Source organism: Streptomyces sp. ICC1, assembly GCF_003287935.1.
GTDB classification, from domain to species: domain Bacteria; phylum Actinomycetota; class Actinomycetes; order Streptomycetales; family Streptomycetaceae; genus Streptomyces; species Streptomyces tritrimontium.
On record NZ_CP030287.1, the window covers coordinates 5,690,062 to 5,703,946 of the forward strand.

Sequence of the window (13,885 nt, forward strand, 5' to 3'; positions counted from 1 at the left end):
AAACAGCCGGGTCGCGCAAGTCTTTCAGGTCTGTTCACCCCCGCGTGACCTGCACCTTCCCCGAGCGATGAGGTGCGGCCGGTCGAATGGACACCGCAGAGGTCTGGACCACCTCAGACGCGCCAAACACATGGCCGATTCGCACTGTTGGCCCTCTCGCAACAATTGGTCTATACCTTTGACGCTATGCTGGCCACCTGAAACGGGCGGATAAAAACAGCCGTGGGGGGCTTTATGACCTTGTCTCATCTTCCGCAACCTCCTTCCGACGAAGAGCTCTACTGGTACTTCGGCCCGCAACGACGCTGGGTCCTCATCAGCACCTCGCTCGCCTTCGTCTTCACCGCCGCGACCATGTTCACGTTCGCGCTGCGCACCCCGGCCCTGTGGGCCTTCCTCGCCGTCCTCGGGCTCAACGTCGTCGCCCTCGCCCTCTCCTCGGTGAACAGCCTGCGCCAGCGCCGGCTGACCCGGCCCTCGCACGAGGTGCTCGTCCACGCCTGGCAGCCCGCCCGACTGCCCAGCGTGGACCTGTACTTGCCCACCTGCGGCGAACCGCTCCCGGTCCTGGAGAACGCCTACCGCGCCGTCGCGGCCGTCGACTGGCCCGGCGCGCTGACCACGTGGGTCCTGGACGACGCCGACCGTCCCGAAGTCGCCGCGCTGGCCGCCTCGTACGGCTACGAGTACGTCGTGCGCCCGGACCGCGGACACCTGAAGAAGGCCGGCAACCTCAACCACGCGCTGACCCTGAGCGGCGCCGAGTTCATCGCCATCCTCGACGCCGACTTCGCCCCCAGGGCGGACTTCCTGCACCACCTCGTCCCGTACCTGGCCGACCCCGCGGTCGGCATCGTGCAGAGCCCGCAGTGCTTCGACACCGACGAGACCATGGACTGGATCCAGCGCGCCGCGGGCTCCGCCCAGGAGTGGTTCTTCCGCTGGATCCAGCCCTCCCGGGACGCGAGCGACGCCGCCATCTGCTGCGGCAGCAACGCCGTTTACCGGCGCAGCGCCATCGACCTGGCCGGCGGCTTCGCCCGCCTCGACCACAGCGAGGACCTGTACACCGGCCTCGCCCTGCACGAACAGGGGTTCCGCACCCTGTACGTACCGGTGCTCGTCGCCAAGGGCACCTCCCCCGACCGGGTCACGTCCTTCGTCAACCAGCAGTACCGGTGGGCGATGGGCAACCTGCACCTGATCGGCACCCCCGTCCTGCGGCGCATGGGCGCGCCCTGGCGGATGCGCCTGTGCTTCTACGAGGGCGTCGTCGGCTACCTGGCCGCCGCCGTGAACACCTTCGCGGCCCCGCTGCCGCCCCTGGTGCTGATGTTCTGGTACCCGGACGACATCCGGCCCTGGCACGTCCTGCCGCTGCTCGCCCCGCTGTGGCTGTGGCACGTGCTGCTGCCCCGGATCAGCCGGACCCGCTGGCGGATCGAGGTGATCCGGGCGAACGTCCTGACCAGCGTCGCCGCCGCCACCGCCTTCCTGCACACCCTGCGCGGCCGCAGCGCCGACTGGGTTCCCACCGGCACCCGGAGCTCCGGCTCCTCCGGCGGGATGGCCCGCCGGGTGGTGGGCGTGTCCCTGCTCTGGCTCGTCCTCTCCAACGGCGCGGCCGGCGCGGGCCTCGCTCTGGCCGTGGCCCGCAACGGCTGGGAGCCCAACTGGGGCCTGCTCCTCTACTTCTTCGTGCAGTGCCAGATCAACGGCCCGCTGATCCGCGACCTCATCACCGAGCTGCGCCCGGCGCCCGCCCCCGGGCGCGCGAAGACGGCCGCCGCCCGAAGCACCACCGAAGGCACCGCCCCGGTTGCGGGCGCCGCCCGCCGGCGCAGCCCCGTACGGGCCTTCGCGCGCCCGGGCACCGGTCTGCTGCCCCGGCGCTGGCCCGAGACCCTCGCCGCTTCGGCGGTCCTCCTGCTCACCGGCCTGCTGGCATCCGGGTGGGTCAACCCGATGCTTCCCTGGCTGAGTTGAAAGGCTTCACCACCATGCCGTTCCCCATGGCACCCGGCGCGCGCAGCGACCGCCGGTCCGCCTCCACCCCGCCGCCCGGACCCCCGGCGTCCCCGTCGCCCTCCGGCGGCGAGTCCGGGCCCAGCCCGCACCGGTCCGCGTTCCGGCCCGACATCGAGGGACTGCGCGCCGTCGCCGTCCTCGCGGTACTCGCCTTCCACGCCGGGATCCCCGGCCTCGCGGGCGGCTTCGTCGGCGTGGACGTCTTCTTCGTCGTCTCCGGCTACCTCATCACCGGCCTCCTCGTCCGGGAGGCGGTCACCACCGGCCGGATCCGGCTCCTGGACTTCTTCTCCCGGCGCGCGCGCAGGCTCCTGCCGTCCGCCGCCGTCGTCCTCGGCGCGGTGGCCCTGGCCGGGGCCTGGCTGACCGTCCCGCTGCGCCGCGCGGACCTGGAGAACGACGTAGCCGCCGCGGCGCTCTCCGCCGCCAACTGGCGGTTCATCGCCCAGCAGACCGACTACCTGGCCGCCGGACACGACCAGAGCCCCCTGCTGCACTTCTGGTCCCTCGCCGTCGAGGAGCAGTTCTACCTCCTCTGGGCGCCGCTGCTCGCCCTGATCGTGCTCGCCGCGGCCCGGGCGGTACGCCGCGGTCGCGCCGTGCGCTCCGCCGTGGCCCTCGCCACCGCGCCGCTGGTCCTCCTCTCGTTCGCGCTGTCCCTGCACTGGACGGACCACTCCGCCTCGCTCGCCTACCTCGCGACGCCCTCGCGGGTCTGGCAGTTCGGCGTCGGCGCCCTGCTCGCCCTGCTCCCCTGGCACCTCATGCGCGGCCCGCGGCCGCTGCGGCTGCTGTGCGGCTGGGCCGGGGGCGCCGCGATCGTCTGGTGCGCCGTTTCGTACGACACCTCCACGCCCTACCCCGGCTACGCGGCCCTCGTGCCGACCCTGGGCACCGCTGCCGTCATCCTCGCCGCGATACCCGGCCGGGGCGAGCGCAACGCGATGGGCTCCCACGGGGTCGGCCGGCTGCTCGCGGGCCGGGCGCCCCGGGCGGTGGGGCGGCTCTCCTACAACCTGTACCTGTGGCACTGGCCGGTGCTCGTCCTCGCCGAGGCCCGGTTCGGCAGCCAGGGCTGGCCGGTGAAGACCGCGCTCACGCTGGCGGCCGCACTGCCGGCCTACGCGACCATGCGCTGGGTCGAGCAGCCGCTGCGCCGCAGCCGGACGGTCTCCGAACTCCCGCGCCGCGGGCTGTCGGTGGGCATCACGGCCATCGTGCTGCCCATCGTGCTCGCACTCGTCGTGGGCACCACGACACTGAACCTGCTGGGTCCGGCCACACCGGTCGAGGTGAACGGCCTGCCCCCGGGCGCCGCCTCCGGCCCCCACCTGCTCGCCCGGACCGCCGGGACTCCGCTCGGGGACGGACCCGTGGTCCCCGGCCCCGCCCAGGCCCGCAAGGACTTCCCGCCGGACGGGGCCTGCGAGGTGGCCCCGGCCGTGACCCGCAGCCCCGACTGCCTGTTCGGCGCGGTGGACAGCCCGGACCGGATCGTCCTGCTCGGCGACTCGCACGCCGGCCAGTGGTTCTCCTCGGTGCTGGCCATGGCCTCGCAACGGGGCTGGGCCCTGCAGGAGTTCGTCAAGCAGGGCTGCCCGCTGCCGCACCTGGCCGTCGACAACCCGCAGCTCGGCCGCGCCTACCGGGAGTGCGACACCTGGCGGGCCGATACCCTGGAGCGGCTGCGGCAGCAGCCGAAGCCCCGCCTCATCGTGATCTCCTCGCTCAACCGCTACACCTCCGATGCCGGGCTGCTGGCCGAGGCCTGGGACAAGACCCTCGAGCCGCTGCGGGCGATCGGCGCGCCGATCGTCTACATCGAGGACACCCCCGCGCCCGGCACGGACGTCCCCGCCTGCGTCTCCGGCAGCCCCGGCACACCCGGCGCCTGCGCGTTCAGCCGTACGGGCGCCCAGCAGCCCGATCCGCTGGCCCGGCGGATCGCCTCCGGCGCGCTGCCCGGCGTACTCGGGGTCAGTGTGAACCAGGTGCTGTGCCCGGGTGACGGGCCGACCTGCCCGGCCGTCCTGGACCGCATCCTGCTCTACCGGGACGACTCCCACCTGACCAATGTCGCGGCCGTCGTCCTGACCCCCCGCCTCGAGCGGCTGTTCACGGAGTCCGGGGCGCTGCCCGCCCTGACCGCGTCCGCCACGCCCGGGGCGGCGGGGTGGACCCAGCTGCTGCGGGACGACTTCGACGGCCCCTCGGGCAGCCGCCCCTCGGCCGCGCACTGGGTGTACGACACCGGGACCTGCTATCCGGGGTGCCCCGCACCCCAGTGGGGCACCGGCGAGATCGAGACCATGACCGACTCGACCGACAACGTCCGCCTCGACGGCAAGGGCGCGCTGGAGATCGTCCCCACCCGTAAGGACGGGCAGTGGAGTTCGGGCCGGATCGAGACCAGGCGCTCGGACTTCGCCCCGCCCCCCGGCGGGACGCTGCGCATCGAGGCCTCGATCGCCCTGCCCGACGTGACCGGGGCGAAGGCGGCGGGCTACTGGCCGGCGTTCTGGACCCTCGGGGCACCGCTGCGCGACGGGTACACGGGCTGGCCGGGCATCGGTGAACTCGACGTCATGGAGTCCGTCAACGGGCGGGACAGCGTCTTCGCGACCATGCACTGCGGGATCCTGCAGGGCGGCCCGTGCCAGGAGCCGGCCGGTCTGACCTCGGGCCCCCAGCCCTGCGACGGCTGCCGTGCGGGGTTCCGCTCGTACGCCGTCGAGGTCGACCTCGCCCCCGGGGCCGAGGAGGTGCGCTGGTACCTGGACGGCCGCGTGCACCACCGGGTGGCCGCCTCCCGGATGGACCCGGAGACCTGGAAGCGGGCGGTGGACCACGGACTGTTCCTGATCCTCAACGTGGCCATCGGCGGCAGCCTGCCGCTGGCCGACGGCGCGAGCCCGGGCCCGGAAACCGAGCCGGGCCACGCGATGCGGGTCGACCAGGTCACCGTCTCCAGCCGGGCGCGTCCCGTGTAGGACACCGCGCCGGAACGGGCGCGTACCGGCGCGCTCGTCCCGGCGCGCTCGTCCCGGCCCGGCGGGGGAAGGTGGGACAGTGGAGGCATGTGCGGCAGATACGCCTCCTCCCGGGCCCCGCAGGACCTCGCGGGCCTCTTCGACGCCCAGCTCGCCCCCGACCGCCCCGATCGGGGCGTCGGGCCCTCGTGGAACGTGGCTCCCACCGACGACGTTTGGGCCGTCCTGGAACGCGCCGCCCGGGACACCGGCGAGGTCCAGCGGCGGCTGCGCCCGGTGCGGTGGGGCCTGGTGCCGTCCTGGGCCAAGGACCCGGCGGTGGGATCACGCATGATCAACGCGCGGGTGGAGACCGTCCACGAGAAGCCGGCCTTCCGGCGCGCCCTGGCCAAACGCCGGTGCCTGCTGCCCGCGGACGGCTTCTACGAGTGGGTGGCCGTGCCCGCCACCGCGTCCGCGAAGGCGTACAAGCAGCCGTACTTCATCCGGCCCGAGGCCGGCTCCGTCATGGCGATGGCCGGGCTCTACGAGTTCTGGCGCGACCCGGCCGTCGCCGACGGGGACGATCCGGACGCCTGGCTCACCACGGCCACGATCATCACCACGGAAGCCACCGACGCGGCGGGCAGGATCCACCCCAGGATGCCGCTCGCCCTCGATCCCGGCGACTACGAGGCCTGGCTCGACCCCTCCCACGAGGACACGGCCGGCCTCCGCGCCCTCCTCCACACCCCCGGCGACGGCCGCCTCACGGTGACCGCCGTCTCGACCGCGGTCAACAGCGTCCGCAACAACGGCCCCCACCTCCTCGAACCGGCCACCTAGTGCTGTGACCAGAAAGGTCCACCGGGCCGGCCTCAGCGTCGTGCCCGGCGCTCGCGGCGCGGTCGGGGGTCCGGGCTGCCCTCCGGGCGGACCTGGCTCTTGAGCGCCCTGGTCAGCCAGCCGCCGACGACGATCAGCGCGACGCCCAGCCACCACAGATGGCCGTCGAAGACCAGTACGGCGATGCCGATCGGCACCAGGAGCCCGGCCATGGGCAGCAGCATCGAGGACAGGGGCGGTGCGGGCTCCCCCGCGCGGGCCCGGGCGCGGACGACGTCCGGGTACCACTGGGTGAAGCGCAGGGCCCCGATGATGGTGAGGACCTGGATGATCCACCCCGTCCAGATGTTGTTCGGGTTGCGCAGCACGAGGTCGCCGTACGCCCCCGCGACGGCATTGATCAGAAAGGCCAGCCCCCAGACCCCGGTGATCGTGTAATTCGTCCGCTTGAACGCGGGCGTGTCCCAGAACTGCCGGTCGACCTGCTCGCGGGCGTACTGGAGGGTGAAGGGCACCCTGACCAGCATGGAGCCGAACGCGATGGCCACCAGGGCGAGGTTGGAGACCTCGCCCGCGTACGTCTCCAACCAGCGCCGCGTGCCCTCGCTCGCGAAGATCCCGACGACCGTCAGGACGCTGAAGAACACGACGTCGCAGAGCTCCAGGATCTTCAGGGAGGAACCGGGGTTCATCAGGCGGCCGCCGATGACGAGGCAGACAGAGATGGCGAGGGCCAGTGCGACGGACCACTCGAAGCGTCCGGGCCCCACGACGAGGGCGAAGACGATCCAGGGGGACAGTCCCGCGAACGGGCTTTCCAGGAACTGCGCCATCCTGCTCGTCGCGCGGGCATCAGCTGTGTGCGCCATGGATCCGACCCTCCTGTAGCGGCCAGCAGCCTGTCGTCGCCCCTTTCCAACGTACGCCGACTCCGCGAAGCGCACGTCTCGTGCGCGAGCGCCCGCGAGGCCCTACGCGGAGGTGAACGGAGAACTCGCGGCGAGGGAGGCGCGGAACGGGTGGCGGTCGGCCCGGTGGACGGACCGGTCGGCCCGGCGGCTCGCCGGCCCGGCACAGCCCGCGGCTCGATTCCGCTCGGACATTCGTACGAGTACGGTCGCCGATTTGGCGTTTTACGGCATGTTCGGCACGACGATCCGTCATTCGGCCATCGCCACCCGGCGGCCGCTGCGATGCTTCCGCCGGTATCACCGGTCCGTCGGCCTTCCGCCGGGTCCCGGGATGCCGGCGACCGGCACCGGCGTACGCGACGGGCGCTCCGGTTCGTCGTACGGAAGCGTCCTGCCGCGGCTTCCCAGGAGTCTTCGCCTCCAGCCGCTGCCGGGCGGAGGCGAGAGGGGGAGACTTCGATGTCTTCGACTGCTGTGTTACACGCACCGGGGGCCCGGTGGCGGCACCGGCTGCTGGCGGTGGCCGCGTCGTCCGCGCTGGCCGCGGGCGGCCTGACGGTCGTGGCGGGACCGGCGTCGGCGGACGGGGTGTGCGCGGCCCCCGTCGTGACGGGCTCCACCACCACGATCACCTGCTCCGCGGGCGGCACCGGAAGCATCACCGTGCCCGACAGCGTCTCCAGCGGTGTGGTGACCCTCGACGGCGCCGGCGGCGGGAACGCCGGCGACGGCACTCCGGGCGGCAAGGGCGCACACCTGGTCGCGACCGTCCCCGTCACGCCCGGGCAGACGTTCGACGTCACCGTCGGCAAGCGCGGCGCCAACGGCGCCCCGAGCCCGCAGTTCGGCGTACCCGGCTCCGGCGGCGCGCTGGTGGCGCTGACCACGGCCGTCAACACTCCCCTGCTGACCGCCGGTTCGGGCGGCGGGGCGGGCGGACCGGGCATCGGCTCCCCCGCCTACCAAGGGGCGGCCGGCGGCAACAGCGGCAGCGCGGGCACCGACGGCAACGGGCTGCTCCCCGACGCGCAGGGCGGCACGGGCGGCGGCCCGGGCACCCAGTTCGCCGGCGGCGCGGCGGGCCTCGGCGGGCCCGGCGCGGACAACGAGGGCCCGAACGGCTCCCCGGGCGCCTACCCGAACGGCGCCGGCGGCAGCGCCGGCCAGGGCGTGTTCAGCCCGACGGGCGCCGGCGGCCGCGGCGGGGCCGGGTACGGCGGCGGCGGCCGCGGCGGAGCCGGCGGAAGACACGGCGCCACCGGGGGTGGCGGCGGAGGCGGGGGCGGCGGATCCAGCCTGGTCTCCGGAACGGTTCCCGGCTCGTCCGTCACCCTGACCGAAGGGGCCAACGCCGGAGACGGCCGCATCGTGTTCGTCTTCAACCGGAACGCGCCCACGGTCACCTCCGTCAGCCCGGACACCGGACTCGCGGGCGGCGGCACGGCGGTGACGGTCACCGGCACCGATCTGGCGGGCGCCGCCCTCACCTTCGGCCCCGGCAACCCCGCCACCGGCGTCACCTGCACCGCGACGTCGTGCACCGCGACCTCACCGGCGGGCTCCGGGACCGTCGACGTACAGGCCACCACCTCGGGCGGCACCAGCACCCCGTCCCCCGCGGGCCGGTTCGCCTACATTCCGGTACCCGCGGTGACCTCGATCAGCCCGTCCACCGGCACGACGGACGGCGGCACCGTGGTCACGGTGGGCGGCACCGGCCTGAGCGGCGCCACCGCGCTGACCTTCGGCCCCGGCAGTCCGGCCACCGGCCTGTCGTGCACCGCCACCACGTGCACCGCCACCGCACCCGCACACGCCGCGGGCCCCGTGGACGTCCAGGTCACCACGCCCGGCGGCACCAGCGCCGTGGCCGCGGCGGGCCGGTACACCTACCAGCTCCCGCCCGCCGACATCGACGTCGACCTGACCGCGCAGCCGGGGCTGAGCCTCCTGGTCCCGTACATCACCTACACCCTCACCGCCCGCAACACCGGGCCCGGCACGGTCACTTCGGCCACGCTCACCGCGAGCCTCCCGCCGGGCGCCTCCGCGAACGGCCTGTCCTCCGGGTGCACCACCAGCGGGTCCACGGTGACCTGCGCCTACGGCACGATCGCCGCCGGTTCCAGCACCGGCAAGACGTTCCGCGTACCGCTGCACCTGCTCTCGCTCGGCCAGATCTCGGTCACCGGCACCCGTACGGTCTCCGCGCCGGTCGACCCCAACGCGCTCAACGACAGCGCGACCGCCACCTGCACCGTCATCTCCGTCCTCCTGGTCAACTGCCCCTGACGAACCCGCACCCGCCCCCAGCGGGACCTCCGCGGGAACCCGCCGGCCCGCCTCCCCAGGAGGCGGGCCGGCGCCCGGTCGCGCTCACCCGTCGCCGGGTACCGGAGCCCGCTCGTACGAGTGCGGGGTGCGCAGCCAGAACCGGCGCAGGTCCGCCACCGCCCCGCCGGCCTCCGGGCCGAGGTGGTCGGCCAGTACGTCCGAGCCGAGCCAGCCACTCCCGATCGTCGTTCACCCAGCGGCGCGCGGCCGGCACGGCCGCGCGATGTCGGGCGGCACCGCGCGATGTCCGGCTCGACGCCTGTCTCCCCGTGGCGGTCAGAGCATGATGAGCAGACGCGTCTTCGCCTTGAGCTTCCTGTTCACCGAGCGGCTCTGCACGTACACCTCCAGCTCGGGGTTGTGCCCCGCCTTCACGGAGACGGTCCCCCGGATGCCCGTGCCGAACAGCAGGCTGCGCGCCGCGTCGCCCGTGTACGCGCGGTCGGTGTCCCTCTCGACCACGACGACCTCCTTGTCGGGCTGGACCTGGACCCGGGTGCCGAGCTGGTAGTAGCACGATCCGCGCTCGTACGTCACGTCCGGGTGCGCGTCGACGAAGGACCGGATCCCGGCCTCCTCCTCGACCTTCAGGAGCCGGTACTTGTCGGCCGGGACCGGTTCGAGGTTCGCCCGCACCTCGTCGACGGAGAGGTCCTGGCCGACCGCGAACAGGTTCTTCGTGCCGCGCACGCCCTTCTCGCGGCCGCGCAGGAAGCTGGTGGCGGCGGCACGGACGGTGCCGATGGCCTCCTCGACGCCCTCCTGGGAGTCCGCGTTCCAGATGGCGATGTTCCCGGCCGGGAAGCCGTAGTTCTGGGCGGTCCGCTTCGCCAGGGAGTTCGGCACGAGGATCGCGGAGGTCCAGTGGTCCGGAAGCGCGCCCATCCGCGCCGCGATCCGCTCGAGCCAGGGGCCGAGGACGGCCCGGTTGCCGTCGTGCCGCCGAATGCCGCCGGAGGCGTTCTCCTCGCCGTCCGTCACCACGATCTGGAGGAAGCTGTGCTCGCCGTACTCCTCCCAGATGTGGTCCAGGTCGTCCAGGGACTTCAAGGAGGCTTCGATGAGGGCCGTGGCGCCGTTGTTGACCTTGTAGAGGCCCCGCATGGACGGCAGGTGCTTCACGTCCATGTCCCAGACCAGGTTCTCCACCCGGTGGTCGAAGGAGTAGAGGCTGATCCGGGTCTCGTGGCCGAGCTTGTCCGATTCGGCCTTCAATCCCGACACGAACTCATCGACGACGCGCACGAGTTGATCCTGGTGCGGCCGCATGGAACCCGAACAGTCCACTACCAGCGCGACGTGGTTCACCTTGTGCTGGATCTTGTTGGCAGACATGGTTCTGCTCCTTTTCCGCAGCTCCCCGAGTGATGTCTCCACACTATGGGGAGGCACTGACAACGGAGTTTGACGGACGGTCACCCATGCCCGGCGGCCCGCCGGCCCGGGTCGCGGCACCGGAAAGGGCGCAGCCCCGGGCAGGCACTCCGAGGAGCGCCGGCCCGGGGCTGTCGGCTCGCGACCCGCGACCTGAGGTCAGCGGGTGGCGAGGAGCTGGAGCGTGTCGATCACGCGGTTCGAGAAGCCCCACTCGTTGTCGTACCAGGCGACCACCTTGATGTGGCGGCCCTCGACGCGGGTGAGCTCGGAGTCGAAGATCGACGAGGCGGGGTTGCCCGTGATGTCGGACGACACGAGCGGGTCGTCCGAGTACTCGAGCACGCCGGCGAGCGGACCCTGCGCCGCCTTGCGGTACGCCTCCAGCACGTCCTCGCGCGTCACGTCGCGGGCGACGGTGGTGTTGAGCTCGACGATCGACCCCACCGGAACCGGTACGCGGATCGAGTCGCCCGAGAGCTTCCCCTCGAGGTTCGGCAGCACGAGGCCGATCGCCTTGGCGGCGCCGGTCGTGGTCGGCACGATGTTCACGGCGGCGGCGCGGGCGCGCCGGGGGTCGCGGTGCGGACCGTCCTGCAGGTTCTGCTCCTGCGTGTAGGCGTGCACCGTCGTCATGAAGCCGTGCTCGATGCCCGCGAGCTCGTCCAGCACCGCGGCCAGCGGGGCGAGCGCGTTGGTCGTGCACGAGGCGTTCGAAACGATCGTGTGCAGGGCCGGGTCGTACTTGTCGCTGTTCACGCCGAACGCGAGCGTGATGTCCGCGCCGTCCGCCGGCGCGCTGACCAGTACCTTCTTGGCACCCGCGTCGATGTGCGCGCGGGCGGCCTTCGCCGAGGTGAAGCGGCCGGTCGCCTCGAGCACGATGTCGACACCGAGCTCGGCCCAGGGCAGCTGCGCCGGCTCGCGCTCGGCGAGCACCTTGATGCGGCGGCCGTCGACGACGAGGACGTCGCCGTCCACGCTCACCGGACGGCCGAGCCGGCCGGACGTCGTGTCGTACGCGAGCAGGCGCGCGAGGGTGGTCGGCTCGCTGAGGTCGTTGACCGCGACGATCTCGAGGTCGCTGTCGCGTTCGAGCAGCGCGCGCAGCACGTTGCGTCCGATGCGGCCGAATCCGTTGATGGCGATACGAGTCATGATGTGTGCCCCTGTCCCTGTCCCTTTGGGTTCGCCACCAGGTTCGCGCGCCGCGGCCTCCGGGGACAGCGGCGAGATCGCCACGGTCCGCAAGGATCGCGCCACTCTGCCGCGGGAGCGCGTTCTGTGCCCCGTTTGGACTGCGGGCCGTGGACTGCGGGCCGGGGCCAGCCCCCGGGTCACTCGCCCCGGGCGAAGGTGCGCCGGTACTCGCTCGGCGTGGTGCGCAGGATGTGCTGGAAGTGGAGCCGCAGGTTCGAGCCGGTGCCGAGGCCGACGTCCGCGGCGATCTGCTCGACGCTCCGCTCCGAACGCTCCAGCAGCTCGCGGGCCACGTCGATGCGGGCGCGCATCACCCACTGCATCGGTGTGTACCCGGTGTCCTCGGCGAAGCGCCGCGAGAACGTGCGCGGCGACACCGCCGCGTGCCGGGCGAGCACCTCCAGGGTCAGGGGTTCGCCGAGCCGGTGCAGCGCCCATTCGCGGGTGGCGGCGAACCGCTCGCCGAGCGGCTCGGGCACACTGCGCGGCACGTACTGCGCCTGGCCGCCGCTGCGGTAGGGGGCCGCGACCAGCCGCCGGGCCGTGTGGTTCGACGCGGCCACGCCGAGGTCGGTGCGCAGGACGTGCAGGCACAGGTCGATGCCCGAGGCGGCGCCGGCCGATGTCAGCACGCTGCCCTCGTCGACGAACAGGACGTTCTCGTCGACCCTGATCAGCGGCCACTTCGCCGCGAGCGCCCGCGTGTAGTGCCAGTGCGTCGTGGCGCGCCTGCCGTCGAGCAGGCCGGTGGCGGCGAGCGCGAAGGCTCCCGTGGAGATGGCCGCGAGCCGCGCACCCCGGTCGTGGGCGGCGACCAGCGCGTCGACGACGGCGGGCGGCGGGTCGTCTCGGTCCGGGAACCGGTAGCCGGGGACGAAGACGGTGTCGGCCCATTCGAGGGCGTCGAGGCCGTGGGCGACGGAGTACGACAGTCCGTCACCACCGGTCACGAGTCCGGGCTCGGCGCCGCACACCCGTACCTCGTACGGCATGCTCGCGCGGGTCGTGAAAACCTGCGCGGGGATGCCGACGTCGAGGGGTTTCGCGCCCTCGAGGACGAGGACGGCGACGTGGTGGGGGCGGGAGATCGGCACGGGACGAGCGTACGCGGCGGCGCGCGGGCCCCCGGCGGGACCGCCTGGAGCAGGGCCAGGCCGGCCCATCCGCCGTCGTGCCCGTGCGCCGCGTGCATGGTGGCCGAGGCAGGGTTCTGCCACATCAGGTACACCCCGGTCGGCGCGGGCAGCAGAGCCGCGTAGAGCAGGGTGAGCGCCAGGTACGGATGGGCCGCGCGGCTCCTCGTACGGACCCCCTCGCCCCGGACCGACGTCAGAGGGGTATAGGAGACAGGGAACACCGGGGGCTGCCGGCCCTCCCGGCCGGCCCGGGCTTCGCGCGCGGCTAGTTGAGCCGGAAGCGGCGGTAGAGCAGCACGCCGCCGAGCAGCAGGGCTCCGCCGCCGGGCAGCAGGTAGCCGACGCCGTCGGCCCCGGTGTGGGCGAGCGCCGCGGGACCCCGCGGCGGAGCCAGCGGCGCCGGCGGGGTGACGGGCCGCACGGTGACGGGCGGCAGGACGGGCTCCTCGCCGGGGGTTCCGCCGTTGACGGAGGTGTTGCCCGTGGAGGGGTTGCCCACGCCGACGACGCTCACCGCGTTTCCGCTGATGTTCACCGGAACCTCTACCGGGAGCTGGAGCCCGTTGCCGGACAGCAGCCCCGGAGAATCCTTTCCGCGCCCCTGCGCCACCGCTCCCCCGCCGCTCCCCGCACCGTTTCCGGCGCCGGGTTTCGAGGGGTGCGAGGACCGGGACCCCTGATCGGGGGACGGATGCGAGGGCCGCGATCCGGGATGTCCGGAACGGCTGCCGCCCGGCGTCCCGTTGGCGCACCGGTTCCCGGCGGCCGAGTTGAGCAGGCCGACGACGCTCACGGTGTTCCCGCACACGTTGACCGGGGTGTGCACCGGCAGTTGCACCAGGTTCCCCGACAGCACCCCCGGCGAGCGCTCGGCCCGTCCGCCCGCTTCCGCGTCGGCGTGAGCGAGGCCGCCCACTCCCGCGACCGCCAGTCCACCCCCCGCAACCACCGCCGCGATCAAGCCATTCCGACGACTGTGACGCATCAGTTTTCCTGCCTTCCGGAGGAGTCCACGGGTGTTGAACCCGTACCGGAAACAACGCCGTAACCCCATTCGGGTTATAGAGCCGGTAGGCATTTCACTCCA

The 13,885-nt window shown here is 73.1% G+C and carries 9 protein-coding genes; 4 read left to right on the forward strand and 5 right to left on the reverse strand.

Annotated features, from left to right (window positions below; translation table 11 throughout):
• Positions 1-234: 234 nt before the first annotated feature.
• The 3 genes from DRB96_RS26750 to DRB96_RS26760 all read left to right on the forward strand — a co-directional run bounded on the left by DRB96_RS26750 (position 235) and on the right by DRB96_RS26760 (position 5,843).
• A complete protein-coding gene (locus tag DRB96_RS26750) occupies positions 235-1,986 on the forward strand; it encodes a cellulose synthase catalytic subunit (RefSeq protein WP_112450760.1) in 1,752 nt (583 codons plus the stop codon).
• A 14-nt stretch (positions 1,987-2,000) separates the two neighbouring features.
• On the forward strand, positions 2,001-5,018 hold the full coding sequence (locus DRB96_RS26755) for an acyltransferase family protein (protein ID WP_112450761.1): 3,018 nt from the start codon (positions 2,001-2,003) through the stop codon (positions 5,016-5,018).
• Positions 5,019-5,105: 87 nt separating this feature from the next.
• Entirely contained in the window at positions 5,106-5,843 is a 738-nt protein-coding gene (locus DRB96_RS26760; RefSeq protein WP_112450762.1) for an SOS response-associated peptidase, read from the forward strand.
• Between the two features lie 32 nt (positions 5,844-5,875).
• Here DRB96_RS26760 and DRB96_RS26765 read toward each other — a convergent pair whose 3' ends face one another.
• Entirely contained in the window at positions 5,876-6,712 is an 837-nt protein-coding gene (locus DRB96_RS26765) for a hypothetical protein (RefSeq protein WP_204357823.1), read from the reverse strand.
• Between the two features lie 561 nt (positions 6,713-7,273).
• Here DRB96_RS26765 and DRB96_RS46025 point away from each other — a divergent pair.
• Positions 7,274-9,046, forward strand: coding sequence for an IPT/TIG domain-containing protein (locus DRB96_RS46025; RefSeq protein WP_204357824.1), 1,773 nt, complete (start codon positions 7,274-7,276; stop codon positions 9,044-9,046).
• A 318-nt stretch (positions 9,047-9,364) separates the two neighbouring features.
• Here DRB96_RS46025 and DRB96_RS26780 read toward each other — a convergent pair whose 3' ends face one another.
• The 4 genes from DRB96_RS26780 to DRB96_RS26795 form a co-directional block, all read right to left on the reverse strand.
• Positions 9,365-10,423: a vWA domain-containing protein gene (locus DRB96_RS26780; protein WP_112450763.1), complete on the reverse strand. Its 1,059-nt coding sequence runs from the start codon at positions 10,421-10,423 to the stop codon at positions 9,365-9,367.
• Positions 10,424-10,621: 198 nt separating this feature from the next.
• A complete protein-coding gene (gene gap, locus DRB96_RS26785; RefSeq protein ID WP_112450764.1) occupies positions 10,622-11,620 on the reverse strand; it encodes a type I glyceraldehyde-3-phosphate dehydrogenase in 999 nt (332 codons plus the stop codon).
• 179 nt (positions 11,621-11,799) lie between these two features.
• Positions 11,800-12,756 (reverse strand): helix-turn-helix domain-containing protein, encoded by a 957-nt coding sequence (locus DRB96_RS26790; protein ID WP_112450765.1) that lies wholly within the window; start codon positions 12,754-12,756, stop codon positions 11,800-11,802.
• A gap of 307 nt (positions 12,757-13,063) precedes the next feature.
• On the reverse strand, positions 13,064-13,876 hold the full coding sequence (locus tag DRB96_RS26795) for a chaplin (protein WP_343234593.1): 813 nt from the start codon (positions 13,874-13,876) through the stop codon (positions 13,064-13,066).
• Positions 13,877-13,885: the final 9 nt, after the last annotated feature.

Coding starts and splice junctions, on each gene's coding strand:
- DRB96_RS26755 (WP_112450761.1), top strand. CDS start 2,001: ATGCCGTTCCCCATGGCACCCGGCGCGCGCAGCGACCGCCGGTCCGCC.
- DRB96_RS26795 (WP_343234593.1), bottom strand. CDS start 13,876: ATGCCTACCGGCTCTATAACCCGAATGGGGTTACGGCGTTGTTTCCGG.
- DRB96_RS26765 (WP_204357823.1), bottom strand. CDS start 6,712: ATGGCGCACACAGCTGATGCCCGCGCGACGAGCAGGATGGCGCAGTTC.
- DRB96_RS26780 (WP_112450763.1), bottom strand. CDS start 10,423: ATGTCTGCCAACAAGATCCAGCACAAGGTGAACCACGTCGCGCTGGTA.
- gap (WP_112450764.1), bottom strand. CDS start 11,620: ATGACTCGTATCGCCATCAACGGATTCGGCCGCATCGGACGCAACGTG.
- DRB96_RS26760 (WP_112450762.1), top strand. CDS start 5,106: ATGTGCGGCAGATACGCCTCCTCCCGGGCCCCGCAGGACCTCGCGGGC.
- DRB96_RS26750 (WP_112450760.1), top strand. CDS start 235: ATGACCTTGTCTCATCTTCCGCAACCTCCTTCCGACGAAGAGCTCTAC.